At 66.2% G+C, this 24,645-nt stretch carries 22 protein-coding genes and 1 tRNA gene; 18 read left to right on the top strand and 5 right to left on the bottom strand.

The features are described 5' to 3' along the window. The first annotated feature begins 2 nt into the window (after positions 1-2). From B4N44_RS05290 to B4N44_RS05260, 7 genes are all read left to right on the top strand, one after another. The gene (locus tag B4N44_RS05290) at positions 3-311 is read left to right on the top strand and encodes an erythromycin esterase family protein (protein WP_296697604.1); all 309 of its coding nucleotides are present in this window, start codon (positions 3-5) and stop codon (positions 309-311) included. Positions 312-466: 155 nt separating this feature from the next. Then, positions 467-931 (top strand): c-type cytochrome, encoded by a 465-nt coding sequence (locus tag B4N44_RS05285; protein WP_296697600.1) that lies wholly within the window; start codon positions 467-469, stop codon positions 929-931. A 75-nt stretch (positions 932-1,006) separates the two neighbouring features. Then, on the top strand, positions 1,007-1,786 hold the full coding sequence (locus B4N44_RS05280) for an HAD family hydrolase (RefSeq protein WP_296697598.1): 780 nt from the start codon (positions 1,007-1,009) through the stop codon (positions 1,784-1,786). 76 nt (positions 1,787-1,862) lie between these two features. Continuing rightward, positions 1,863-2,984: an aminotransferase class I/II-fold pyridoxal phosphate-dependent enzyme gene (locus tag B4N44_RS05275; RefSeq protein WP_296697693.1), complete on the top strand. Its 1,122-nt coding sequence runs from the start codon at positions 1,863-1,865 to the stop codon at positions 2,982-2,984. 3 nt (positions 2,985-2,987) lie between these two features. Next, positions 2,988-4,076 carry a cell division protein ZapE gene (gene zapE, locus B4N44_RS05270; RefSeq protein ID WP_296697595.1) on the top strand — a complete coding sequence of 363 codons (1,089 nt, stop codon included), beginning with the start codon at positions 2,988-2,990 and terminating at the stop codon, positions 4,074-4,076. A gap of 112 nt (positions 4,077-4,188) precedes the next feature. Beyond that, positions 4,189-4,935: a bifunctional 2-polyprenyl-6-hydroxyphenol methylase/3-demethylubiquinol 3-O-methyltransferase UbiG gene (gene ubiG, locus B4N44_RS05265; protein ID WP_296697592.1), complete on the top strand. Its 747-nt coding sequence runs from the start codon at positions 4,189-4,191 to the stop codon at positions 4,933-4,935. A gap of 96 nt (positions 4,936-5,031) precedes the next feature. After that, positions 5,032-5,217 carry a hypothetical protein gene (locus B4N44_RS05260; protein WP_093037113.1) on the top strand — a complete coding sequence of 62 codons (186 nt, stop codon included), beginning with the start codon at positions 5,032-5,034 and terminating at the stop codon, positions 5,215-5,217. Here B4N44_RS05260 and B4N44_RS05255 read toward each other — a convergent pair. Then, a complete protein-coding gene (locus tag B4N44_RS05255) occupies positions 5,214-6,347 on the bottom strand; it encodes an aminotransferase class V-fold PLP-dependent enzyme (protein WP_296697586.1) in 1,134 nt (377 codons plus the stop codon). The two genes, B4N44_RS05260 and B4N44_RS05255, sit on opposite strands and share 4 nt — an antisense overlap. Further along, positions 6,344-7,864 carry a L,D-transpeptidase gene (locus B4N44_RS05250; RefSeq protein ID WP_296697583.1) on the bottom strand — a complete coding sequence of 507 codons (1,521 nt, stop codon included), beginning with the start codon at positions 7,862-7,864 and terminating at the stop codon, positions 6,344-6,346. The genes B4N44_RS05255 and B4N44_RS05250 overlap by 4 nt, the downstream gene beginning before the upstream one ends. A gap of 230 nt (positions 7,865-8,094) precedes the next feature. On the opposite strand from B4N44_RS05250, the gene mdoH reads away from it, so the two are divergent. The 6 genes from mdoH (at position 8,095) to B4N44_RS05220 (ending at position 14,229) form a co-directional block, all read left to right on the top strand. Further along, the gene (mdoH, locus tag B4N44_RS05245; protein WP_296697581.1) at positions 8,095-9,954 is read left to right on the top strand and encodes a glucans biosynthesis glucosyltransferase MdoH; all 1,860 of its coding nucleotides are present in this window, start codon (positions 8,095-8,097) and stop codon (positions 9,952-9,954) included. After that, a complete protein-coding gene (locus tag B4N44_RS05240) occupies positions 9,944-10,714 on the top strand; it encodes an FkbM family methyltransferase (RefSeq protein WP_296697578.1) in 771 nt (256 codons plus the stop codon). Before mdoH ends, B4N44_RS05240 begins: the two co-directional genes overlap by 11 nt. A 22-nt stretch (positions 10,715-10,736) precedes the next feature. Beyond that, positions 10,737-11,729, top strand: coding sequence for a zinc-dependent alcohol dehydrogenase (locus B4N44_RS05235; RefSeq protein WP_296697577.1), 993 nt, complete (start codon positions 10,737-10,739; stop codon positions 11,727-11,729). Positions 11,730-11,865: 136 nt separating this feature from the next. Beyond that, a complete protein-coding gene (locus B4N44_RS05230) occupies positions 11,866-12,273 on the top strand; it encodes a 6-pyruvoyl trahydropterin synthase family protein (RefSeq protein ID WP_296697575.1) in 408 nt (135 codons plus the stop codon). 5 nt (positions 12,274-12,278) lie between these two features. Then, complete coding sequence (locus B4N44_RS05225) at positions 12,279-13,343, top strand: glycosyltransferase family 4 protein (RefSeq protein WP_296697574.1); 1,065 nt, start codon at positions 12,279-12,281, stop codon at positions 13,341-13,343. Then, positions 13,336-14,229, top strand: coding sequence for a class I SAM-dependent methyltransferase (locus B4N44_RS05220; protein ID WP_296697572.1), 894 nt, complete (start codon positions 13,336-13,338; stop codon positions 14,227-14,229). The genes B4N44_RS05225 and B4N44_RS05220 overlap by 8 nt, the downstream gene beginning before the upstream one ends. 64 nt (positions 14,230-14,293) lie before the next feature. Here B4N44_RS05220 and B4N44_RS05215 read toward each other — a convergent pair whose 3' ends face one another. After that, the gene (locus B4N44_RS05215) at positions 14,294-15,376 is read right to left on the bottom strand and encodes a RibD family protein (RefSeq protein ID WP_296697569.1); all 1,083 of its coding nucleotides are present in this window, start codon (positions 15,374-15,376) and stop codon (positions 14,294-14,296) included. A 150-nt stretch (positions 15,377-15,526) separates the two neighbouring features. Here B4N44_RS05215 and B4N44_RS05210 point away from each other — a divergent pair, with 150 nt between their 5' ends. The 4 genes from B4N44_RS05210 (at position 15,527) to B4N44_RS05195 (ending at position 21,272) form a co-directional block, all read left to right on the top strand. Continuing rightward, positions 15,527-16,798, top strand: coding sequence for a metallophosphoesterase family protein (locus tag B4N44_RS05210; protein ID WP_296697567.1), 1,272 nt, complete (start codon positions 15,527-15,529; stop codon positions 16,796-16,798). Next, positions 16,795-20,340, top strand: a complete 3,546-nt coding sequence (locus B4N44_RS05205; RefSeq protein WP_296697565.1) for an ATP-binding protein — start codon at positions 16,795-16,797, stop codon at positions 20,338-20,340. The genes B4N44_RS05210 and B4N44_RS05205 overlap by 4 nt, the downstream gene beginning before the upstream one ends. 354 nt (positions 20,341-20,694) lie before the next feature. Continuing rightward, positions 20,695-20,937 (top strand): BolA family protein, encoded by a 243-nt coding sequence (locus tag B4N44_RS05200; RefSeq protein ID WP_296697563.1) that lies wholly within the window; start codon positions 20,695-20,697, stop codon positions 20,935-20,937. A gap of 95 nt (positions 20,938-21,032) precedes the next feature. Beyond that, entirely contained in the window at positions 21,033-21,272 is a 240-nt protein-coding gene (locus B4N44_RS05195; RefSeq protein ID WP_296697562.1) for an acetyltransferase, read from the top strand. A 206-nt stretch (positions 21,273-21,478) separates the two neighbouring features. On the opposite strand, the gene B4N44_RS05190 is transcribed toward B4N44_RS05195, so the two are convergent. Together B4N44_RS05190 and B4N44_RS05185 are read right to left on the bottom strand one after the other, a co-directional pair. Continuing rightward, on the bottom strand, positions 21,479-22,492 hold the full coding sequence (locus B4N44_RS05190) for a YhdH/YhfP family quinone oxidoreductase (protein ID WP_296697560.1): 1,014 nt from the start codon (positions 22,490-22,492) through the stop codon (positions 21,479-21,481). Continuing rightward, the gene (locus B4N44_RS05185; protein WP_296697559.1) at positions 22,492-24,015 is read right to left on the bottom strand and encodes a fumarate hydratase; all 1,524 of its coding nucleotides are present in this window, start codon (positions 24,013-24,015) and stop codon (positions 22,492-22,494) included. Before B4N44_RS05185 ends, B4N44_RS05190 begins: the two co-directional genes overlap by 1 nt. Positions 24,016-24,346: 331 nt before the next feature. Between B4N44_RS05185 and B4N44_RS05180 the strand changes: the two genes are divergently transcribed. After that, positions 24,347-24,420, top strand: a tRNA-Val gene (locus B4N44_RS05180). The last annotated feature ends 225 nt before the right edge of the window (positions 24,421-24,645 follow it).

Below are 24,645 nucleotides of genomic sequence, written 5' to 3'. Positions count from 1 at the left end.
AAATGCTCGAAGGCGCGTCGGCCGCGGGGACCTGCGAGGCCCTGATGCAGGCGACTGCTCGGACCTCCACGCGCGTGTTCTTCGACGCGCTTGCGGACTCGGAGCTGCTCGCGGCGCCGATCCCGCACCGTTCCATCGGCGTGGTGTTCCGACCCGAGCACGAACGGACGCGCAACGCTGTGCCGACCCGGATGGCGGAGCGGTATGACGCCTTGATCGATCTGGAAGCCACGGATGCGGTGCGGCCGATCGGAAGCATGCTGTCGATCCAACGCGATTGCACCCGTCGTGCGGATCCGTCCCGTCCCTGAGCCCGGGGTGGCAAGTCGGCGAGCATGGGTTATCATCCAGCCGCCGTTCATGCTCGCAGAGCAGCGTCGGTCGGGAGGCGGGCACTGGAATTTGCCCCCGAGCTCCCCCAACATTGCTCCGAGCGGGGAAATCAAACCAACATGGAGACTGTCGAATGAACCGAATCCTAGCCAGCACCGTCCTCGGGGTCGCCGCCCTGGGCATCGCCAGCACGGCACTCGCAGACCTCAAGCCCGAGGAGCAGATCCAGTATCGTCAAGCCGGTTACAGCTTCATGAGCTGGAACATGGGCAAGATCAAGTCGAATCTGGAAGGCGACTACGACTCGGCGCAGGTCGCTGCGGCTGCGAACGCGATCGCGGGCATCGCTAATTCCGGGATGGGCGCCCTCTATGGTCCGGGAACCGAGAAGGACGTCGGCAACGTCAAGACGCGGGTCAAGCCGGAGTTCTTCGAAAATATGGAAAACGTCGGTACCATCGCCAAGAACTTCATCGCGGCCGCCGACAATCTTTCCAAGGTCGCGGCCACCGGCGACCAGGTCGAGGTCTCCAACGCCTTCGGTAAGCTCGGAGAAACCTGCAAGGCGTGCCACGACGAGTACCGTATGAAGGATTGATCCGCGACCCTCGTGGATTTGCGACTAGGCCGCCGCGTTGGCGGCCTTTTTCATGATGCCCGCGGAGGGCTGACGATGCTTGGCTTCAAGGCACTCATCTTTGATGTCGACGGGACGCTCGCCGACACCGAGCGAGACGGACATCGCCCGGCCTTCAATGCGGCCTTCGACGAGGCCGGTCTGGATTGGGTCTGGGGCGTAGAGCGCTACAGCGAGCTGCTGCGGGTGACGGGCGGCAAGGAGCGGATTGCGACCTACATCGCGCAGGAGGGGATCAGTCTGGATCCGTCGCTCGACGCGGCGGAGGTGATTGCCGGTCTGCATCGCGCCAAAACCCGCCACTATGTTTCCCTGCTCGAAGGCGGCGCCATCCCGCTGCGGCCTGGTGTGCTGCGCCTGCTGCGCGAGGCGCGCGAGGCCGGCGTGCGGCTGGCGATCGCGACCACGACCACACCCGAGAACGTGAGCGTGCTGCTCGACAACGCCGGGGAGCCGGGCCTGCGCAATTGGTTCGAGGTGATCGCTGCCGGCGATGTCGTACCTGCGAAGAAGCCTGCGCCCGATATCTTTCTGCTGGCGCTCTCGGAGCTCGGGCTCGACGCGGCCGATTGCGTCGCGGTGGAGGACTCGGACAACGGGGTTCGCTCCGCGCTGGGTGCCGGTTTACGTGCCCTGTTGGTGACGGTGAACGACTACACGGCTGCACAGGATCTGAGCGACGCCCCGCTGGTGGTGGATCACCTCGGGGAGCCGGACCGTCCCGCACGCGCCCTGATCGGTGACTTGGGCGGCAGCCGGATGGTGGACCTCGAGACGCTCGATCGGCTGCATCGCGCCGCCTTCGGTAGGGTCTGAGTCCAGGCGCGTGACACCGACCACCGCCGTCAGCCGCTTGTCCGGCAAGGCCCGTCGGGTCGAGCCCTTTCACGTCATGCGCCTGCTCGCGCGCGCCGGCGAGCTGGAGTCGCTCGGACGCTCCATCGTGCACATGGAGGTCGGCGAGCCGGACTTCCCGACACCCGGTCCGATTCTGGAGGCCGGCCGACACGCCTTGGCCGACGGCCATACCCGCTACACCTCGGCCGGCGGGCTTCCCGTGCTGCGCCGGGCGATCGCCGACTATTATGCCGATCGGTACGACACCCCGGTCGCACCCGAGCGGATTCTGGTCACGCCGGGTGCCTCGGCTGCCCTTCAGCTCGTCTTTCTGTCCCTGTTGGACCCAGGCGACCGCGTACTCATCTGCGATCCGTCCTACCCCTGCTACCGACAGGTCTTGCAGCTCCTGGGGGTCGAGCCGATCGCCGTCCCGGTAGGCCCGGACACTGATTATCAGTTGACGGCCGCGCTGGCCGAGGCTGCTTGGGTGCCGGGAGTGCGTGCGATCGTGGTCGCCTCGCCGTCCAATCCGACCGGCTCATCGATCGCGCCCGAGGTGCTGACTGATCTTCATGCGCTCTGCCGAGACCGCGGCGCGGCACTCGTCGTCGACGAGATCTACCAAGGATTGACCTACGATGTCCCGGATCGTACCGCGCTTTCGCTCGGCTCGGGTGATCTGTACGTGATCAACAGCTTCTCGAAATACTTTGGAATGACGGGCTGGCGGCTCGGTTGGCTCGCCGGTCCGCAGGATGCGGTCGAGGTCATGGAGCGGATGGCGCAGAACCTCTTCATCGCTGCGAACACGCCGGCTCAGTATGCCGCTCTGGCGGCCTTCGAGCCGGCGACGATCGAGATCCTGGAGATGCGCCGTCTGGCCTTTCAGGGGCGACGCGACCGTCTGCTGCCCGCGCTGCACGGTCTCGGGTTCGGGATCCCGGCGCAACCGAGCGGTGCCTTCTACCTCTACGCCCGCTTGCCCGAGTGTCTGGCGGTCGACTCCATGACCTTCACCGGTCGGATGCTGGAAGAGGCCGGTGTTGCCCTGACGCCCGGTCACGACTTCGGCCGACACGCCGCGGGACGTCATGTCCGTCTCGCCTACACCCGCGAGATCGAGGATCTCGATGAAGGGGTCCGGCGTATCGGCGACTGGCTGGCGAGGGTCTGACCCATGGCCGATTTCAAACCGCTCGATGGCGCCCAGCGCGAGGCAAGCGAGCTGCTCCTCGCGCTGCATGAAACCCTTCTGCACACACCGCCCCGTCAAGCCGATCAAGGCTTTCTCGGACGCGGCCTGATCGGTCGTCTGGCGGGCCGACGCGGCGGCCCGGTGACCCCCGTCCCCGGCCTCTACCTCTGGGGCGGGGTCGGTCGCGGCAAGACCTACCTGATGGATTGGTTCGTTCAGGATCTCGCCCTGCCGGGCAAGCGCCGCATCCATTTTCATCACTTCATGCGCGATGTGCATGACCGGATGTCGCGCCTGCCCAAGCAGCCCGATCCGTTGGAGGTCATTGCCCAGGGACTGAGCGAGGAGGTCCGCGTCCTCTGTCTCGACGAGTTCCTGGTGACCGACATCACCGACGCCATGCTGCTCCACGGTCTCCTGAATGCGCTCTTCGCACGCGGTCTCACGCTGGTTACCACTGCCAACACCCGCCCCGACGATCTCTATCGCAATGGCCTGCAGCGCGGGAACTTTCTTCCCGCCATCGAGCTGCTCAAGCGTCACACGCGCGTGTTCGAGCTCGACGGGGGCAACGACTATCGATTGCGCGCACTGACCCGGAGCGGCGTCTTCTTCGTCGTCGAAGAGAATGCTTGGGAAGAGACCGAGCGCGGTCTGACGGACTATTTCGACCGTCTCACCGGCGGACATCAGGGCGGATCCGATGCCTTCTTGGTCAACGGTCGGACCATTCCGGTACGTCGCCAGGGTGCGGACGTGATCTGGTTCGATTTCGACGCACTCTGCGGCGGTGCCCGATCCGCAGCGGATTACATCGAGATCGCCCGCGAGTTTCACACCGTGCTGCTGTCCGGTGTGCCCGTCCTGGGGCCAAAGCACGAGGCTGCGGCGCGGCGGTTCCTGCATCTGGTCGACGAGTTTTACGACCAACGCGTCAAGCTTATACTCTCCACGGCCGCCCCCATCGATCGTCTCTACGCAGGCGGACTGATCGATTTCGCCCACGAACGGCTGCTCAGCCGGCTCGCCGAGATGCAGTCCGAGACCTATCTCGCCGCGCCCTCCGCCTGATTCTCTCGCAACGACAACGGGTCGTCCGCGCCGGCAGCTGATCCTTGCCGTTGGAATCCCGCACGGTCACCACGATCTCGCCCCTATACCAATGATCACAAGGAGCGGGAACATGAGCGTCGTGCAGTTGAGCGCACCCACGATCGATCCGGACGAGGTCGCCTATTTCGAACGACTCGCACACCGTTGGTGGGATGCGGATGGCCCGTTCTGGCCCTTGCACCGTCTCAACGCCTTTCGCGTCGACTACATCCGTCGACATCTCGCCGCGTCGTTCGGACGGGATCCGGATGCCGAGCGCCCGTTCGAAGGGTTGAAGGTGCTCGACATCGGGTGCGGCGGCGGGATCCTCAGCGAGTCCATGGCGAGGCTCGGTGCCTCGGTGACAGGTATGGAGATCACCGAGAAGAACGTGCGGGTGGCGCAGCTGCACGCCGAGTGGAGCGGCCTGAAGATCGATTATCGCCTGGGCACGGCCGAGGATCTGGTGCGCGGCGGCGAGCAGTTCGACGCCGTATTGAACATGGAGGTGATCGAGCATGTCGAGCATCTGCCCGAGTTTCTCGCAGACTGCGGCCTTTTGGTGCGACCGGGCGGGGTGATGTTCATTGCCTCGATCAATCGAACGATCGCAGCCTTCATCGTGGCCATTCTCGGTGCCGAGTATGTGCTGCGCTGGCTCCCCAAAGGCACGCATCACTACCGCAAGCTGGTCCCGCCTCGGGAGGTGGAGGCACTGCTGGGCAAGGACTTCGATGTCGAGGACCGGACGGGAGTCCGGGTCAATCCATTCAATCGCGTCTTCAGCTATACGCGCTGGACGGGCGTGAATTATATGTTGTTCATGAAACGTCGCTGACGGCGACGCGTGAAACGCAAGGAGCAGCGATCTTGTCCAATGTGAGGTTGTCGAGGCAAGTCCCTTGCGGGGATGATTGGATTTGGAGGGCAGGAGATGAGCAGAGAAGACGAATTCGAGGGCTGGGTCGCCTCCGTGTCCCGCGGGGATTGCGGTTTCACCTACATCAGATTCTACGCCGACGCCCCGGAGTGGGTCCGCGATACGGCGGTGAACCGCTTCGGCAAGGGGACGGTGTTTCTGCCGCCTGCGGAAACCAAACCAAAGGCTGCCGCGGCCTAACCCGCCGCGATCGCGAGCACCTCGCCGAGGCCGCGGTCGATGACCTCGAAAGGTGTGTAGAAGTGTGGTGAGAAACGAATTCCACCGCCGCGTTGGGCACAGAGAACGCGGCGCTGCATCAGACCGGCGTAGAGCTCGGCCGACGGTGTGCCGGGGACCCGAAAGGTGACGATACCCGCGCGTCGCTCGGTTGCGCGCGGCGACAAGAGCTCCAAGCCATGCCGATCGATCGCCTCGATCAGATGCGCCGTCCGCTCTTGGAGCTGGCTCCGGACCTGCTCGATGCCGACCTCTTCGATAAGCGATAGACTGGCCTCGAGCGCATGGATGCCGAGCAGGTTCGGGCTGCCGCATTCGAAACGCCTCGCATCCTCGGCTGGCTGCCAATCCTGGCGGTCGAAGTCTCCAGAGTGCTCGAGCATGTGCCATCCGAACTGGTGCAGGGTCAGTGTGTGCCGCAGCAAGGGGCGCACATAGAGCAGGGCGACGCCCTCCGGACCGAGCATCCATTTGTGTCCGTCGGCCACGACGAAGTCTGCCTCGGTACGCGAGAGGTCGAAGGGTAGGGCGCCGAGGCCCTGGATGGCGTCGATACAGAAGAGGATGCCCTTGGAGCGGCAAAAGGCACCGATACGCTCCAGGTCCAGCCGCAGGCCGCGCGCATATTGCACCCAGCTGACCGCGATCATGCGGGTGCGCGGGGTGCAGAGCGCGAAGAGGTCGGCCTCGGGATCGGTCGACCCGTCCAGATCGAGCGCCTTCCAGATCACCCCTCCAGGCGCCAGCGACTCCCACACGACCCGGTTGGACGGAAACTCCTGCGCCACCCCGACGATCTCGTCGCCGGGCTGCCAGGTCAGACCGTAGGCGATGATCGAGAGTGCCTCGGAGGTGTTCTTCGCCAGTGCGATATCCGCCGCCGACTCGGCCCCGACGAGATGCGCCAGACGTTCGCGCAGCCGGTGCTCCGTCGCCAGCCACTGCGGATAATGCAGGGACCCAAGCCGCCTGTTTTCCTCTGCGAATCGCGCGACGGCCTCGGTCGCGCGCCTCGGCCAAGGTCCGACGGCGGCGTGATTCAGGTGGCACAGGGTCGGATCGAGGTCGAACTCGTCCGCGGCGAGACTCAACTGTCGCTCCCGGGTGCCGCGGCATCGGGTGCTTGCTGCGCTTGGGCCGGCGGCGCAGCGGGTGCGGCAGGGGGCGCTGCAGGCGTGGGAGCCGGCGACGCTGCGCTGCCGCTGGAGGGCGGACTCTGCGGTGCCTCGGCCGCCGGTGCAGGAGCAGGCGGCGGTGCTGCCGTAGGAGGCGGCGTCTGAGCTGCCGCGGCCGCAGGAGCCGGCGTCGCCGGTGTTTGTGCCTGCTGTGTCGGTGTCGGTGTGACTGCCGGCGTCGCCGACGGGCTTGCGACAGTGGTCGCCGGTGCCGTCTCCGCTGCGGGTGTTGGCTTCGTTTCGGGCGGCGCAGCCGGGCCGGTTTCGGCCCCTGTTTGAGCAGGCGCGGCAACCGGCTCTGCGACGCTTTGCGGTGCACGCTCGGGCGACTCCGTTGCTGCGGCCGGCGCAGTGGCGGCCGGCGCCGTCGTGACCGATGTCGCCGCTTGGGTCTCGGTCGCTGTGGGCCCGGTTGTCGGACTCGGGTCCCGCACTTCGGCGGTCGCGGTCGACGTTTCCGGCGCGGATGTGGGTGCCGCCCCGATTGAACCGGCAGTCGGTCCACCCGCATCGGAGGCCGGCGACCGAGCGGCGGCCGGGGTCGCCGCCGTCTGTTGGGCCGAGGGCGAGTCGGCGCGCGGGCGCGCAGTCGCCGGCGTGGGGGCGGTGCTCGCAGCGACAGGCGTCGCCTCGGCGCTGGTCGCTGCCGCCTGTGCCGCATTGGCCTGTGCGATACGCCGCTGCTCGGCCTCGCGTTTGGCGCGGGCTGCTGCAACGCGCTGCTTCTCGACGTAGTTCCCGTAGCTTGGTCCGGATCCGACGATGGTGACCTCCGTACCATGCGAGACGTGCTTGAACAGAACCGGGGCGAGCGTGCTCGGCAGGCGGATGCAGCCGTGCGAGGCCGGTTGACCGGGACGCGGTATGGGTCCGGCATGCAGGCCGATTCCGTCGTAGGTCAGTCGCATGAAATAAGGCATGTGTGCGCCTTCGAAGCGCGCGCCGGCCGGGATCGGGTCGCGGCCCGATTTGGCGTTCGCGCGGACGACCTTGCCGTTTTTGACGACCTTTCCGTAGAGGTTCGAGCGCTTGTTCTCGACCTTCTCCATGACGGCGAATTTGCCGGTCGGCGTCGGGTGCTTGGGCAGACCGCTGGCGACGGTGCTCCAGCCGATCTCGTCTTCGCCGACGAAGAAGCTTGCCCGCTGTCTATCGGTATCGATAACGATGTGCGAGACCTTGCGCCCGTCGCCGTTCCACTCGTAGAGCTTGGAGGGTTTCGGCTTCTCGACGGGACCTTCGACGCGCTCCTGCGTTTGCGTAGGTGTCGGCTGCTCGGCGACGACCGGCTCTTCGGGCTTCGGATCGGCCTTGCCGATGAAGCGCGCCAGCTCGGTGCACCCCGTGAGGGCCAAAAGCATCGCGCAGGCACCCAGGGCCTTGATGGAAGGGGAGAAGGCGTGGGGCAAGCCCCGTCGTTGCATTTGGCTCATAGCTGTCGTGTTCTTTGCCGGGGTCCCGGCCAAGCCCGGGACGTTGCGATTGGTCAATTCAGATCAAGGATAGCGCGATGAAGCACGAAGGGCACGCCGATCGGTCGTTTCTTGACTTCCTCGTCTTCGTACCGACTTAGCCCGCAGGCGAGGTGGTTTCCTCCCCGAGCCGACATGCGGTCGCGGGCCGAATTCCGTAAGACCGGCCTTCTCTAAGCCCTGGCCCGCCGATGCGACGGTCACTTGTTATGGAGTATCGGATGCTGACGGGTCGCTCCTCGAACCCCACGTACGACACTGAACCCGATGCGTCGGTGATGTCGCGTCGCCGCGCCCTGTTCTTCCTTTTGGTCGTCGCCACGGCTGCATGCGCAATCGCGCTCATGGTCGCCACCCTGTCGAGCGGTGGCTTCGACCTTCTCGACGCGGTGCTGACCCTGTGCTTCGCGTTGACCTTGCCCTGGACCGTGATCGGCTTTTGGAACGCCGTCATCGGCTTTGCTCTGATGCGTCGCCATCGCGACCCGGCCGCCGCTGTCTGTCCGCTCGAAGGTGATCCACCGAACGCCGTCAACGCCAAGACCGCCATTCTCAGCTGTATCCGCAACGAGGATGCGGATCGGGTCGTGCGTCATCTCGATCGGATGATCCAGGGTCTTCAGCAGTCGGGATATGGACAGGCATTCGAGATCTTCGTTCTCAGCGACTCGACCTGGTCGGAATGTATCGAGGCCGAAGAAGCCGGCATTCGGCGCTTGCGCGAGCGCTGGTCGCCACACATGAACATCCGCTATCGACGCCGCCCGGACAACCCCGGATTCAAAGCGGGAAACATCCAGGATTTCATGACGCGCTGGGGTGACGACTTCGATTTCGCTCTGGTCTTGGATGCCGATAGCCTGATGGCTCCGGAGACGATTCTGCGCATGGTCGGCGTCATGCAGCACAACCCACGTCTGGGTATTCTTCAGAGTCTGGTTGTCGGGTTGCCGTCGAGGAGCGCATTTGCACGGATCTTTCAGTTCGGAATGCGCCTGGGAATGCGTTCGTATTCGCTCGGCAGTGCTTGGTGGCAGGGCGACAGCGGACCCTACTGGGGACACAATGCGCTCCTGCGTGTCGAGCCCTTTCGCGCGTACTGTCGACTCGACCCTCTGCCGGGTCGTCCGCCGCTCGGCGGCTGGATCTTAAGCCACGATCAGGTCGAGGCCGTGCTGATGCGTCGCGCAGGCTATGCGGTGCGGGTGCTGCCCCTCGAGCATGGAAGCTGGGAGGAGAACCCGCCGACACTGGTCGAGTTCGTCCGACGCGACCTACGCTGGTGCCAGGGCAACCTCCAATATCTGCGCCTTCTCGGAACGCCGGGTCTACACCCGATCGGGCGGGTTCAACTATTCTTGGCGATCCTCATGTTCATCGGCTCGCCGGCTTGGGTCCTCTTCATGACGCTCGCCGCCTTGCAGATCGGCCGCGTGCCCGAGTCCGGACCCATGTTCGATCCGGTTCTCGGCTGGTTACTCTTCGCGCTGATCATGACGATGGTCTTCGCGCCCAAGCTTGCGACCCTGGGCAGCCTGCTCCTGTCCCGACAGGGGCGCGCCGCCTTCGGCGGTGGACCGCGTCTGCTGGCCGGCGCCTTCGGCGAGATTCTCTTCTCGACCCTGCTCGCGCCTGTTATGGCCCTGGCGCACTCGCTCTTCATGGGTGGTCTGCTGTTCGGCAAGGCGATCGTCTGGTCACCGCAGCGTCGCGATACCCATCGATTGAAAGTCACGCAGGCCCTGCGACGACTCTGGCCGCAGACGCTCTTCGGGCTCGCGGCGTTGCTCTGGCTGATCTCGACCGACGCCCCCGGAGCGGTCTTTCTGTCGCCCTTCATCTTCGGCGCCCTGCTTGCCGTGCCGATCGCCGTGTTGACCGCTTGGCCTGCTCTTGGCGCCTGGCTGGCCCGGATCGGTCTCTGGCGGATCCCGGAGGAGGTCGATCCGCCGGCCTTGATTCAATTCCTCGGGCTGCCCGTGGTCGGCCGAAGACGTGCGTCTGTTTCGGCCTCGGACCAGGTGGCGGCGGATTCGATCGGTGTCGACTGATCGCGCCAACGCTCGCAGAGATGGCCTGCGGGCCGCCCTCGGTGTGGCGCGATCCTTGAGGATCTACTATCTGCATCGGCGTCGGCGGCGTATGGACGCCCTCTATCGCGCCTTTCTCGCCCCGGGCGATCTGGCCTTCGATATCGGCAGCCATGTCGGCGATCGCATCGGCTGCTTTCGGCGGATCGGAGCCCGCGTGTTGGCGGTCGAGCCGCAGCCGGCGTTGGTGCGCACACTGCGCTGGCTCTACGGGCGAGATCCGTCGGTGCGGATCGAGGCGACGGCGGTGGGGCGCGCGTCGGGTCGGGCGGATCTGCGCCTCAACCGCTCCAACCCGACGGTGAGCACGCTCTCGACCGGGTTCATCTCGGCGGCCCGGGCAGCTCCGGGCTGGGAAGGGCAGCATTGGGACGGCGCGGTCGAGGTCGCCTGCACCCGGTTGGACGATCTGATCGAGCGCCACGGCATGCCGCGCTTCGTCAAAATCGATGTCGAGGGTTACGAGGCCGAGGTCCTCGGCGGTTTGACTCGGCCGGTCGATGCCTTGTCGTTCGAATTCACGACGATCCAGAAGGATGTCGCACGCAGCGCCTTGGCCGAGTGTTCGAGACTGGGCTATGTGCGATTCAACGCCGTTCTGGGCGAGTCCTCTGTCTTTGTCCATGACCTCTGGGTCGACGCCGCCGCGATCGGCCGCTGGCTCGATGCGTTGCAGCACGCTGCAAACTCGGGAGACATCTATGCCCGCCGAGTCGATTAGGACCGCGAGCCGATCGCCCCCGATGCTGTCGCAGCGAGAGGATTTGACCTCCGCCCGTGCCTACTGGGTCACCGGCCCTCTGCAGGGAGAGCTGCGCGACGAGCCGCTTGCACCGCCCGGCCCGGGTGAAGCACTGGTGCGGACCCTCTACACGGGCATCAGCCGCGGGACCGAGGCGCTGGTGTTGCGCGGCGAGGTCCCGCCGAGCGAATTCGCCGGGATGCGCGCACCCTTTCAGGTCGGCGACTTTCCCTGGCCGGTCAAATACGGCTATTGCAACGTCGGCCGCGTCGAGGCCGGTCCGCCGGATTGGATCGGTCGGACGGTCTTTTGTCTCTATCCTCACCAGAGCGCCTATTGTGTCCCGATCGAGGCATTGCATCGGATTCCCGACGCTGTCCCGCCGGGACGTGCGGTCTTGGCGGCGAATCTCGAGACCGCCGTCAACGGTCTCTGGGATGCCACACCCCGGATCGGCGATCGCATCGCCGTCATCGGTGCCGGCTCGGTCGGCGTGCTCTGCGCATGGTTGGCCGCGCGTATCCCGGGCTGCCGGGTCGAGCTGATCGACATCAATCCGCGCCGCGCCGAGATTGCCGAGCGGCTCGGGGTGGGCTTTGCCTTGCCCGCGAATGCGCGCGGCGATGCCGACCTCGTCATCCATGCCAGCGGTTCCTCGGCGGGCTTGGAGCTGGCGCTTGCGCTCGCCGGCTTCGAGGCGATCGTCCTGGAGCTGAGCTGGTACGGCACCAAGCCCGTCACCTTGCCGCTCGGCGCGGCCTTCCACCGGCGTCGCCTGACCCTGCGCTCCTCCCAAGTCGGCCAGGTCGCCACGCCACAGCGCGCACGGTGGGACTATCGTCGGCGCCTCGGTCTTGCGTTGGCACTGCTCGCCGATCCGACGCTGGATGTCTTGATCAGCGGCGAGGACGACTTCGATGATCTGCACGCCGCACAGGCGCATCTGGCCGAGAACCCGGGCGATGCCCTGATGCATCGCATCCGCTATCCATGATCAAGCGCTCGGGGTTTCGACCTCGAATCCGAGCAGGGTGCGGCTCTCGCGGCTGTCCCGCCTGCGGTTCACTGCGCCGAGGGCCGGCGTTTCGCTTATTCTTGCGGCGTGTACAAAAACCGGGATAGGAGACACCATGTATAGCGTCTGTGTTCGCGACCACATCATGATCGCGCATAGCTTTCGAGGGGAGGTCTTCGGACCGGCACAGCGGTTGCACGGGGCCACCTATGTGGTGGATGTGGAGTTCCGCCGTCCGGAACTTGACGCGGACGGGCTGGTGGTGGACATCGGACTTGCCAGCCAGACACTGCGCGCGCTTTTGGCCGATCTGGATTATCGGAATCTGGACGAGGAGCCCGCCTTTCAGGGCTGCAACACCTCGACCGAATTTCTCGCGCGTGTCGTCTTCGATCGCGTGGCCGCGCAGTTGAGCGCAGGCGCGCTCGGCGAGGGTGCGCGTGCAATCACGGCCCTGCGCGTGCAGTTGAGCGAGTCACACGTCGCCTGGGCGGCCTACGCGGCGGATCTGCCGCAGCGCTAGCACGCATGAAACAAGGAGGCCCGATTTGGTTTCTGATCCCGGGTGATCCGAGCACGCCGACCGGTGGTTATCGCTACGATCGGCGGATCATCGACGGCTTGTTCCGCTCGGGTTGGCGAGTACAGACCGAGCGTCTGGGCGACAGCTTTCCCGAGCCGACAGCGGATGCCCTGGCGGATGCCGACCGCCGTCTCGCAACGATTCCGGACGGCGACACGGTGGTCATCGACGGACTGGCCTTCGGGCTGCTCGGGGATGTTGCCGCACTCCACCAGCACCGCTTGTGCTTGATTGCGCTCGTCCATCACCCCCTCGCCTTGGAGACGGGTCTGTCTGCCGCGCGGGCCGAAGCACTGCGCATGAGCGAATCACGGGCCCTGGTGGCCGCCCGTCGCGTGGTGGTGACCAGCGCCGCCACCGGGGATGTCCTGAGCCGTGACTACGGGGTGCCGAATGAGCGGATTCGCGTCGTCGAGCCCGGCACCGATTCGGCACCGATTGCGGCAGGTTCGAAGGAATCCGTCCTGAACCTCCTCTGTGTGGCCGCCCCGACACCGCGCAAGGGTCACGACATCCTCTTGCGGGCACTGGCACCGCTGGTTGGCCGGCCCTGGCGGCTGGACTGTGTCGGCAGCCTGACGCGTTGCACGCGCACGAGCATCGCCTTGCGGCGTCTCTCGGAACGCCTGGAACTGTCCGAGCGCGTGAATTTTACGGGTACGGTCGACGAGCGCGCGCTCGAGGCGTTTTACCATCGGGCGGACCTGTTTGTCCTGTCGACCCGCTTCGAGGGCTACGGCATGGTCCTGGCGGAGGCATTGGCCCGCGGTCTTCCGATCGTCAGCACCCGAACCGGGCCAATCCCGAACCTGGTGTCTGCGGATGCGGGGCTCCTGGTGGAGCCCGGCGACCCGGCAGCGCTTGAGACCGCCTTGGCTCGGGTGCTTGACGACCCGGGGCTGCGCCGCGATCTGGCTGCGGGCGCACGGTCTGCGCGCACTCGCCTGCGCGGTTGGGATGCTGCAAGCGCCGAGTTCGGCCGCGTCTTGGAAGGGGTGCACGATGGGTGATTTCCACGCCGACTGGTTGCGACTTCGCGCGCCGGCGGACATCCGTGCACGAGCCGCCGATCTGCCGCTCTTGTTGTGTCCATACCTTCCGAAAGGGCAGATGCTTCGTGTCCTGGACCTGGGGTGCGGGACCGGCTCCAACCTGCGTGCGCTGGCCCCGGTCCTGGGCGGCGAGCAGGCATGGCTCTGTCTGGATGCCGACGTCGAGCTCTTGGATCGCTTGGCGGACGAGACCCAAGCCTGGGCGCAGGAATCGGGTTTTGATTGGGACGCGTCGGATCAACGGGTCACGGGAGCCCAGCCTCATCCGACTTGTAGGCCTCATCTGACCTGCACGCTGGCGCCCCGTCGTTTCGACCTCGCGTGCGACCTGGCCGAGCTTCCGATCGAAGGCATCGGGTTGGTGACGGCCTCGGCGCTGCTCGACCTGGTGTCGGAGACCTGGCTCGCCGGGTTGGTCTCGCAGTGCGCGAAGGTCCGCGTGCCGATCCTGATCGCCTTGACCTACGACGGGCGTGTCGCCTTCGAGCCCGCCTCGAGCCTCGATCGCGAGGTGATCGACGCGGTGAATCGCCACCAAGGGCGCGACAAGGGATTCGGCCCTGCGCTTGGCCCCGGCGCGAACGGCCGCTTGGCGATCCTGGCGGCCGCACAGGGTTACTGGGTCGAGGTGCGCATGAGCGACTGGCGAATTCGACGCTCGGAACGGGAGCTGCAGGCGGCCCTGATCCGCGGCTGGTCCCGGGCAGCCTGCGAAGAGGCATCCGCATCGGATCAGGCGGGGATCGCGCATTGGGAGGCGGTTCGGCTTGCTGCCGTGGAGCGGGGTTGCTCCCGAATCATCGTCGGTCATCGCGATCTTCTCGCCATCCCGCGGCGGGCTTAGACCGCGCCCAGCCGTGCCAAACGTCGAGTTCACTTGAAAATGAGCATGTCGCTCCGAACGCGGTTTAGCGGATGCGGGAGAGTTCCGCTCGGCTGAGCACATCTTGGGCGATGGTGTCTTCGTTGATCGTATTTTGGGGGATCGCATCGGCGGAAGGCTCGGGCGCTCCCGCGTTCAGCTCGAAGTCATAAAGCACATCCTCGCCCATACGGAAGATGCGCGTCGTCGGGCGCAAGGCATCCGCCAAACGAGCGGTCGGCGGCAGTCGCACACCCAGACGACCGCTGCCGATCACGAGCGGGGCGACCGCGATCTGCAGGCTCGACAGTCGTCCGGCCTGAAGGAACCGCGAGACCGTGGTCCCGCCGCCTTCGATGAAGATCCTGCGCAAACCCCGCTCGGCGAGGGCGCTCAAGAGCGCAGCCAGATCGAGCCGTTCGGACACGACCGGTACCCCGATCAGCTCGGCCTGACCGTGATGCTGCTCGCCGGGCCGGATACGGGCGCGATCGCAACAGAGCAGTGTCGCGGACTCGCCGTCGTTGAACAGGTGACGCTCGGTGGAGAGACGTCGACGCGGGTCTAAGACCACCCTCACTGCATTCGGCCCGGGGACCAGCCGCGTGGTCAGGCGTGGATCATCCGCGGCGACGGTCTCGGCCCCGACCAGCACGGCATCGCTGAGCGCACGCATGCGGTGCAGGTGGCGGATGTTGGCCTCGCCGGTCACGAAGCGGGCATCCCCGTCGGCGGTGGCGATGTAGCCGTCGATGCTCTGACCGAGATGGGCGATGACCTCCACCGGACCCGGATGCGGGCGGCACAAGGGCAGGTAAAGATCAAAGAGTGCGCGCGCCTGATCCTCGTCACGGCAATCCTCGGCGCGATCCGCAGCCCGGTCTCCCGCGCGCCAGCCCACCCGAGGGAGCCAGATCAGATCCGCCTGCGAGCGATGCGCCGGATCAACCGGCGAAACCCGTCCGTCGGGGTCGGCACGCAGGGCCAGCGGATGGTCGAGCAACCAGGCCGCGTTGCGCGCGAGTCGCGCGGCACTCAGAATCAGCGACCAGGCGCAAGAGGCGTCGGTGTCATGCCGACGCGGCGGCGGGTCGGATCGCTCGCGCTGTGTGATCTTGGATCGGATCATCGGCGGCTTCTCCTGGTTGACTTGATCTCCGCACAATGCCGATATGGCGCTGCGCGCCGGGAAATCGAGCCGATCGAATCGGTCTTCGCCACCGTTCAATTGCTCTTTTGAGGGTGAAGCGGCCAAAAACCACGGAACGAGGAGATCGCCTTGAGATTCCTGCATGCCGCCGATGTGCATCTCGACAGTCCGCTGCGCGGACTGGAACGCTACGAGGGCGCACCGGTCGAGGAGATCCGCGGGGCAACCCGTCGGGCCTTCGAGAATCTGGTCGCACTCGCGATCGAGGAGTCGGTCGACTTCGTCCTGCTGGCCGGCGACATCTACGACGGGGACTGGCGCGACTACAACACCGGACTCTTCTTGACCGGCCAGATGGGTCGTCTCAACGATCACGGGATCCCGGTTTTCCTGATCGCCGGCAACCACGATGCCGCGAGCCAGATCACCAAGGCGCTTCGCCCGCCGCCGAATCTCTCGGTCTTCGCCACGCGCGCGCCCGAGACCTGGGTCCTCGAGCACCTCGGCGTGGCCATTCACGGTCAAGGGTTTCCGAGCCGCGCGGTGACGGACGACCTGAGCCGGGCCTATCCGCAAGGCGATCCCGCACTCTTCAACATCGGGTTGCTCCACACCTCGCTCGACGGGCGGCCCGGCCATGAGCCCTACGCGCCCTGCACCTTGGACGGTCTGAAAGCAAAAGGGTACCAGTATTGGGCCCTCGGGCATGTCCACCAGCGCGAGTTGATCGCGGAGGATCCCTATATCCTTTACCCGGGCAACATCCAGGGTCGCCATATCCGCGAGACCGGCCCGAAAGGTTGCACCCTGGTGCGGGTCGAAGAGGGCGAGGTCGTTGAGATCGAGGCGCGGGCGCTCGATGTCGTGCGTTGGGCCATCTGTCCGGTGGACGTGACCGACGTGCGCAGCCTGGACCCGATCCTTCCGCTGGTCGAGCAGTCGCTCGCCGGGGCGTCGGACGCGGCCGAGGGCCGTCTCCTCGCCACGCGCCTGCGTTTAACCGGACGCAGTCCGATCCATTCGCGCCTGCACGCCGAGCACGATCGCTTGCTCAACGAGTGTCGCGCCCTGGTCTCATCCACCGGCCTGGCCGATGTCTGGATCGAGAAGCTGGTCGTTGAGACGCATCCGTCCGCGCCGGTCTCGGAGCTGTCGCGCGAAGATGCCTTCGGCGGTCTGTTGCGCACTATTCACGCCTTGGAGCTCGACGGCGAGCGTCTCTCAGCCCTGTGCGAGGAGGTCCAGGCGCTGGCCCTCAAGCTGCCGCCTGCCTTGCGCGGCGGCGATGATCCGTTCGATCCATCCGACCCCGAGTATCTGTCCGGCTGCCTGGAGGACGTGAAGGCACTCTTGGTGGAGCGGCTGCGCGGGCAGGGTGATCCGCAGGAGGTGACAGGATGAAGATCCTGCAGCTGGATCTGCGCGCATTCGGTCCTTTCACCGACCGCCGCCTCGATCTGAGCGGCGGCTGCGAGGGACTGCACCTGGTCTTCGGCCCCAACGAGGCCGGGAAAAGCTCGGCACTGCGTGCACTGCGCGGCTTGCTCTTCGGGATCCACGAGCGCACCCGCGATGCTTTCCGACACGGCAAGCAGGAGCTGCGTCTCGGCGGGCGACTGCGCAACCGCAATGGCGATGAGCTTGAATTCGTCCGACGCAAGGGCCGCAAGAGCACCCTGCTCGATCCGCACGGAAAGGCGATCGGCGAGGATGCGCTGTTGCCCTTCCTGGGCGAGGTGGACGACGGCCTGTTCGAGCGCCTCTTCGGGATCGATTACGAGAGCCTGGTCGGCGGCGGTCAAACCCTGCTCGAAGAGCGGGGCAGGGAGGCCGAGGCGCTGTTCGGCACCGCGCTCGGCGCCACCGCAATCCACCGGGTTCTGGATCGACTCGACCAAGAGGCCAACGGGCTCTTTCTGCCGCGCGCCTCCAAGCCGCGGATCAACGCGCTGATCGGCGAGCTCGGCGAGACCGAGCGTCGCGTCCGCGATGCGAGCCTGTCGGTCCGTGAATGGGAGCAGGCCAAGGCGTCGCTCGATCGGACGATTCGCGAGCTGGCGGCGATGGACGCGGAGATCGCGCAGATGACGCTCGAGCGCAGCCGGCTCGAACGCATTCGGCGCACCCTTCCTGATCTAGTGCGCATGACCCGGCTGCGGGAGCAGTTGGACGGGATCGGTGCCGTGCCCGTACTCGCGGATGATTTTGCGACGCGTCGCGAGGAGGCGCTCGCCAAACTGGCCCGAGCATCCGAGGCCCGCGCCAATGCGCAGCACCGGCTTGATGGGTTGCGCGCGCTCGTTTGCGAGCAGGGCGATGCCGTATCGGAGGACCTGCTCCGGGGGTCGGAGTCGATCGATGACCTGCGCGAGCGGCTCGGCAGCCATCGCAAGGCCGCGCAGGATCGCACCGAGCTGGTCGCCGAGCTGGCGCGCCGAGAATCCGAGGCCGGCGCGCTGTTGCAGCAGGTGCGGCCGGATCTCGCGGGCGATTCAGCGCCTGTCGATGTCGCCCGACTGACGCCGCTGCTCTCGCGCAGACGACGCGCGACCGAGCTCGGCGCCCGCAAGGCCGCCGTGATCGACGCGGTCGCGAAGGCCCGCGCCGATCTCGCCGAGACCCAAGAGCGCCTCGAACGGCGCACGGCGGCGCTTGCCGAGCTGCCCGCAGCGGTCGTTTCGACCGATCTGCGAAACGCGCTCGATGCCGCGCGCCGTGCCGGAGACCTGGATCAAGCGATTCTCGAGGAACGGATGGCGCTGACGGCGCAACGCAGGGCGTGCGAGCAGGGGCTATCCGCACTCGGTCTTTGGTCGGGCGGGCTGGTCGATCTAATCGCCGCACCCTTGCCGGACGAGGAGAGTGTGCGACGCTTCGCGGACGACACCCGCGCGCTGAACGAGCAGCGGCAGGCATTGGAGTCGAAGCGCTCGGAGCTGAGCGCCGAGCGTCTGCGGTGCGAAGAGGCCCTGCGGGTGTTGGAGCTGAGCGGCTCCGTGCCCTCCGAGGATGATCTGACGCAGTCCCGCGCGCATCGCGATCGAGGCTGGCTGCTCGTGAAGCGGGCATGGATCGCGGGCGAGGATGTCGGCGCCGAGGCGCGGCTGTACGACACCGAGACTCCCCTTGCGGATGCCTTCGAGGGCGCGCTGACCGGGGCCGACGAGGTTGCCGATCGGCTGCGCCGCGAGGCAGGGCGTGTCCATGACCGGGCGACGACCCGGGCGCGGCTGGAGGTCGCGCAGCATGAGCTGGACGAGGTCGAGCGCGCATTGGCCGAGCTGGCGTCTTGCATCACCCGTTCCGAGGGGGCATGGCATAGGCTCTGGTCGCCTTGCGCCATGGCTCCGCTGCAGCCGTCCGAGATGCTGCCCTGGCGCGCGCGCGCCGCGCGGCTTCGGGAGCGGATCCGCCAAGCCGAGGAGCTGCGCGAACGCATCGAGACCCGCGAGGCGGTGCGGGCATCGCACCGCGCTGCGCTCTTGAGTGCACTCGGCACCCCGGGCGCAACCCTTGACCCTGGATCCACTGCACTCGCCACACCCGAGCTCGGCGGTCTCATCGGGTCGGCGGAGGCGCGGCAGCGTGCCGCCGAGGAGGGCGTGCGCACGCGTCTTGCGCTGGAGCGCGAGATCGCGGAACTCCGGGAGCGGGCTTCACACCTGAGCCGCGAGCTGACCGACGCACAGGCCGCGCACGCCGCATGGCGGACGGACTGGACCGCCCTCATGGCCGAGCTCGGACTCGCGCCGGATGCCGGCCCGGGCGAGGTCTCGGACGATCTTCAGATGATCGCGGATGCGGTGGCGAAGATCGAGGCCGCGGCACTCTTGAGGACGCGCATTGCAGGCATCGATCGGGATGCTGCCGCCTTCGTCGCGCAGACCCGCGACTGTCTCGGTCGACTCGCCGTCGATCTGCTGGAGCGTCCGGTAGAGGAGGCGATCTTGACGCTGCATGCGCGGCTCGACGAGCAACGCGCCATCAGGACGCGACTCGAGGGGCTGAGCGCCCAGGCGATTCGCACCGAGGAGGAGATTCGCGAGTCGGAGACGGCGGTCGCGGCGGCCGATCGCGTCTTCATCGAACTCTGTCGTCAGGCCGCGTGTCAAGCGCCGGAAGAATTGCCGTTGATCGAGGAGCGCGTCCGCGACCGGCGGCGACTCGCCGCAGAGTTGGAGGATGTCGAGCGCGCACTCATGCGTGCCGGTGACGGCCTGGGGATCGCGGCGCTCGCACAAGAGGCGGCCGCCGTCGACCAGGATCGGTTGGTCGTGCGGCTGGCAGAGATCGAGGCGCGCCTCGAGCAGGAACTGCGTCCTGCGCACCGCGCGCTGATCGAGGAGAAGGCCGACGCGGATCGCGCCCTCAAGGCGATGGGCGGGGAGGGCTCCGCCGCCGCACTCGCCGAAGAGTCCCAACAGATCCTCGCCGGCATCCGCACCCAGGCCGAGCAGTATGTTCGCCTCAAGCTCGCGGCACGCATCCTGCGCGACGAGATCGAGCGCTTCCGCCGCCAAAACAGCGACCCGATCCTCGGGCGAACCAGCAGCTATTTCGCGCGCCTGACGTGCGGCGCCTTCAGTGCGGTCGAGACCGATTTCGACGAGGCCGACCAGCCCGTCTTGGTCGGTCTGCGCAACAGCGGCGAGCGACTGCGCGTGGAGGCGATGAGCACGGGTACCCGCGATCAGCTCTATCTGGCGCTGCGTCTCGCCAACCTGGAACAGTCTCTCCAAGCCGCCGAGCCGATGCCGTTCGTTGTCGACGACATCCTCGTCCAGTTCGACGACGAGCGCGCGCTCGCCACACTCGCGACCCTGGCCGACTTCTCGGCTAAGACCCAGGTGATCCTCTTCACGCACCACGGCCGCGACATCGAGCAGGCGCGGCAGCTCGATCCGAGCCAAGAACGGGTTTGGGTCCACCGTTTGGGGTCGTGAGTGCGCGCCCGACGGCGGGCCGAACAGGGCGTCGCCCGTGCGGTGCCGCCGGCTCCCCGTGCTTGCTCCGCGAGTACAAAGCCTTATCTTACTGAAGTCGGCGGCGAGCGGGCGCCGCAGTTCCCGCTCGCCGAGGGGGCGGAATCGAGGCAATTAAACCGCGTCCAAAGCGAGATGCTCACTTTCGAGTGACTCCGACCTTTGGTGTATCCACGGACCTTCGCGGGGACGCGGTTTGCAATGATCTTTTTGAATACCTTAAACCGCGCCGCCTCCAGCGAACGTCAAGTCTGCCGGGGCCGATCCCATCCAAAACCATCGCATACCGCGCCGGGCGCGGTTCAGGAGCATCCGTTGGAAATCGAAGCAGTCGCACATCTCATCCGTCAGGGCATCCCCGGCGCCGAGGTCCAGGTCTCAGGAGACGGCAGTCATTTCGACGCCGTTGTCGTCAGCGAGGCATTCGAAGGCCTCACGCCGATCAAGAAACAGCGTCTGGTGATGGATACCGTCAAATCCCAGATCGCAAGCGGAGAGCTGCACGCCCTGTCGATCAAGACCTTGACGCCGGCGCAATCGGCCGAGCAAAGCGGCTGAGGCAAGCCGGTTCGGCAGGGTCGGACCTTGCCAAGGGCTGACCCGGTGCCATACTTGAAGACGACGGATCAATCCCTTGCGCAGGAGGTCAAGCCATGTTTCTCAAACATCGCACTACCGGCAAGTTGATCGAGGTCCTGAGTCAGCGGGATCTGTTCAACCCGATGCACCCGAAGATCGTCGGGCGCTATCACTATGGCGAAGAGGCCCAGGAGCCGGAGACGTTCGACAAGTCCGAGCTGATGTTCATCTCGGACGAGATTCTGCCGCGCTGCTGGACCGACAGCCATTATCGCGACGACGAGATTCACCACTACTACAAGCAGGCGTCCTGAACGGGCGTAGGCCGGCCCGAGTTGCATGCTCGGGCCGTTTTCTTTGCGCCCTTCGCGCCGCCGGTTCCCGAATTCGGCCCGTAGGTTGTGCTGAGGATAGGACGCACGACTTGCGCCGTCGGTTACTTGCGCCGTCGGTTGGTTGTGGCTCGCACGGGCGTTGGCGCGGGGAGGATGGGCCTCGCTGCGCTCTACCCATCCGGCCCTTAGCCGCCGTTCTTGTCGGATGCAGGCGCGATCTCCACCAATATCCGCCCGTGCGTCTTCCCCGCCAGCATCTCCTCGAAGACCCGGGGCAGGCCATCCAGATCGACGGTCTCTCCGAGAAGCAGGTCCAAGTCGGCCGGGTGCCAGTCGCTCGCCAGATGCCCCCACAGCTCGGTGCGCAGCGTCTGCTGGACATCCACCGAGTTGCAGCCGAGCAGACTCACCCCGCGCAGGATAAAGGGCATGACGGTGGTCTCGAGCGGGTGGCCGCCGGCGAGCCCGATGCTCGCGATGTTCCCGTTCGGGAACGTGGTGCGCGTGATCTGCGCGAGGATCTCGCCGCCGACATTGTCGATGGCACCGCCCCAGAGGGCCTTCTCCAATGGCCGTTTTGCCTCGGCCAGTGCATCGCGCCCGATGATGCGAGCCGCACCGATCGCCTTCAGCCAGTCCGCGAGCTCCGGTTTGCCCGAAAGCGCGACCGCCTCGTAGCCGAGCCGGGCGAGGATTGCGATGGCCATGGAGCCGACCCCGCCGCTTGCGCCCGTCACCAGGATCGGACCCATCTCGGGTCGCTGGCCGTTGACCTGCATCCGGTGCACCGCCAGTGCCGCGGTGAATCCGGCGGTGCCGAGGATCATGGACGAGCGTGGATCCAACCCGACCGGAATCGGCGCCAACCAGGTCGCAGGCACGCGCAGATACTCGGCATAGCCGCCGTCGTGGTCGAAGCTCAGGCCCCAGCCCGTCGCAACGACCGCATCGCCGGTTCGGTAGGCGGGATCGTTGGACTGCTCCACGATACCGGCTGCATCGACACCGCCGACCAGCGGGAAGGTCCGCAGGATCTTGCCGCGTCCCGTGCCGGCCAGTGCATCCTTGTAATTGACGCTCGAATAGGTGACCCGCACCAGGACCTCGCCCGTCTCGGGAGCCTGCTTCGGAAGCGCCTCGAGACCGGCGCGGTGACCCCGGGCGTCTTGATGGATCCGAAATGCACGATAGGTTTCCATTAGATGACTTCCACCGGGATCAGCCCGATCTTGTTGCGCCATTTGGCAGGCCCCGTTCGATGCACGGATTCGCCGCGGCTGTCGACGGCGACGGTCACCGGCATGTCTTCGACCTCGAATTCGCGAATCGCCTCCATCCCGAGATCCTCGAAGGCGATGAGTCGCGACGATTTGACCGCCTTGGCGACCAAGAAGGCCGCGCCGCCGACGGCCATCAAGTAGACCGCTCCATGTTTTTTGATGGCATCGATCGCCGCGGGACCGCGCTCGGCCTTGCCGATCATCCCGATCAGGCCGGTACGCTCGAGCAGCCGGTCGGTGAATTTGTCCATCCGTGTGGCCGTGGTCGGTCCGGCCGGACCCACGACCTCGTCGCGCACCGGGTCGACGGGGCCGACGTAGTAGATGAACCGATTGGTGAGATCCACACCTTCCGGCAGGCGCTCGCCCCGATCCAGGAGATCGGCGATGCGCTTGTGGGCTGCGTCCCGGCCGGTCAGCAGCTTGCCCGAGAGCAGGAGTCGCTCGCCCGGCTGCCAGGTTGCGATCTCCTCGCGGGTCAGTCCGTCGAGATGGACGCGACGCGCCCCGGCAGCCGCGTCCCAGGTGATCGGAGGCCAATCGTCCAGGCTCGGCGGGGTGAGCGCAACCGGCCCGGAGCCGTCGAGCGTGAATTCCAGATGCCGCGTCGCCGCGCAGTTCGGAATCATGGCGACCGGGAGCGAGGCGGCATGGGTCGGATAGGTCAGGATCTTCACATCCAGCACCGTGGTGAGCCCGCCGAGACCCTGCGCGCCGATGCCGAGCCCGTTGACCTTCTCGTGCAGCTCCAGGCGCAGCGCTTCGACGGGATTCGCCGGACCGCGCGCCTTGATCTCGTGGATGTCGATGTGCTCCATCAGCGACTCCTTCGCGAGCAGCATCGCCTTCTCGGCGGACCCGCCGATCCCGATCCCGAGCATCCCGGGCGGGCACCAACCCGCACCCATGGTCGGAACCGTCTTGAGCACCCAGTCGACCAGGCTTTCGCTCGGGTTCAAGACCGCGAATTTCGCCTTGTTCTCGGAGCCGCCGCCCTTCGCCGCCAGACGCACCTCGACGTGATCGCCGGGCACCAGCTCGACATGCACGACGGCCGGCGTGTTGTCCCCGGTATTCTTGCGCTCACCGATAGGGGGCGAGACCATGGATGCGCGCAGCACATTGTCGGGATGGCCGTAAGCCCTGCGCACGCCCGCGTCGACCATCTCCTGAATCCCCGTGGTCGCGTCCCAGCGCACCGCCATGCCGATCTTCAGAAAGACCACGACCATGCCGGTGTCCTGACAGATCGGCCGGTGCCCCTCCGCACACATCCGGGAGTTGACCAGGATCTGAGCCATTGCATCCTTCGCGGCAGGCGATTCCTCGATCTCGTAAGCCGCTGTCAGGGCTTGGACATAGTCGCGCGGGTGATAGTAGGAGATAAATTGCAGCGCGTCTGCGATGCTTTGGACAAAGTCGGTCTCGCGGATGATGGTCATGGGTCTGCGGTGCCTCGTTCCGGACATCCGCGCAGTATAACAAGCCACTCGCGGTGGGTTCGTGGCGTTGCCGAACGAGACTGCAAAGCCCGTTGGGTGCGAGAAGGAGCTCGGTCGATGCCTCAGCCGTGATCCGGCAGGAAGGTTTCCGAGAGGATCTCGTCGGGCCTCCAGGGGCAGGCGGCGGGGAATGTCGGTGTGCTCTCGGGCATCGCCTTGTGGTTTGGTCGAGTGAAGCATCGACCGATTTTCCATACTGACAGTCCAACGACGCACAAAAAAGACTTTGCAAAGATCGTAGGGGCCTGTATTATTCCGGGCTCGCAACGACAGGCGCGTAGCTCAGTTGGTTAGAGCACCACCTTGACATGGTGGGGGTCGTTGNNAGTCCAATCGCGCCTACCAAACATCAGCCGCCAGCTCCGGCCGTTGGTTGCTCGACATCCGTCGAGCGGCACCGCGCTGGGGCTGGCGGTTTTTTCATGTGATCCCTCGTATCGATCACCACTGAACACTTTGAAGGTTTCGTTATGCCCGTCGTAACCCTGCCGGATGGTTCCAAGCGTCAGTTCAATGCCCCCGTATCCGTTCGGGACGTCGCCGCATCCATCGGTGCCGGCCTGGCCAAGG

The sequence above is a fragment of the Thiocapsa sp. UBA6158 genome, assembly GCF_002423035.1.
Classification (GTDB): Bacteria; Pseudomonadota; Gammaproteobacteria; order Chromatiales; family Chromatiaceae; genus Thiocapsa.
Note: the sequence above shows the minus strand (reverse complement) of the source record. Positions and strands in the feature narration are given on the sequence as shown.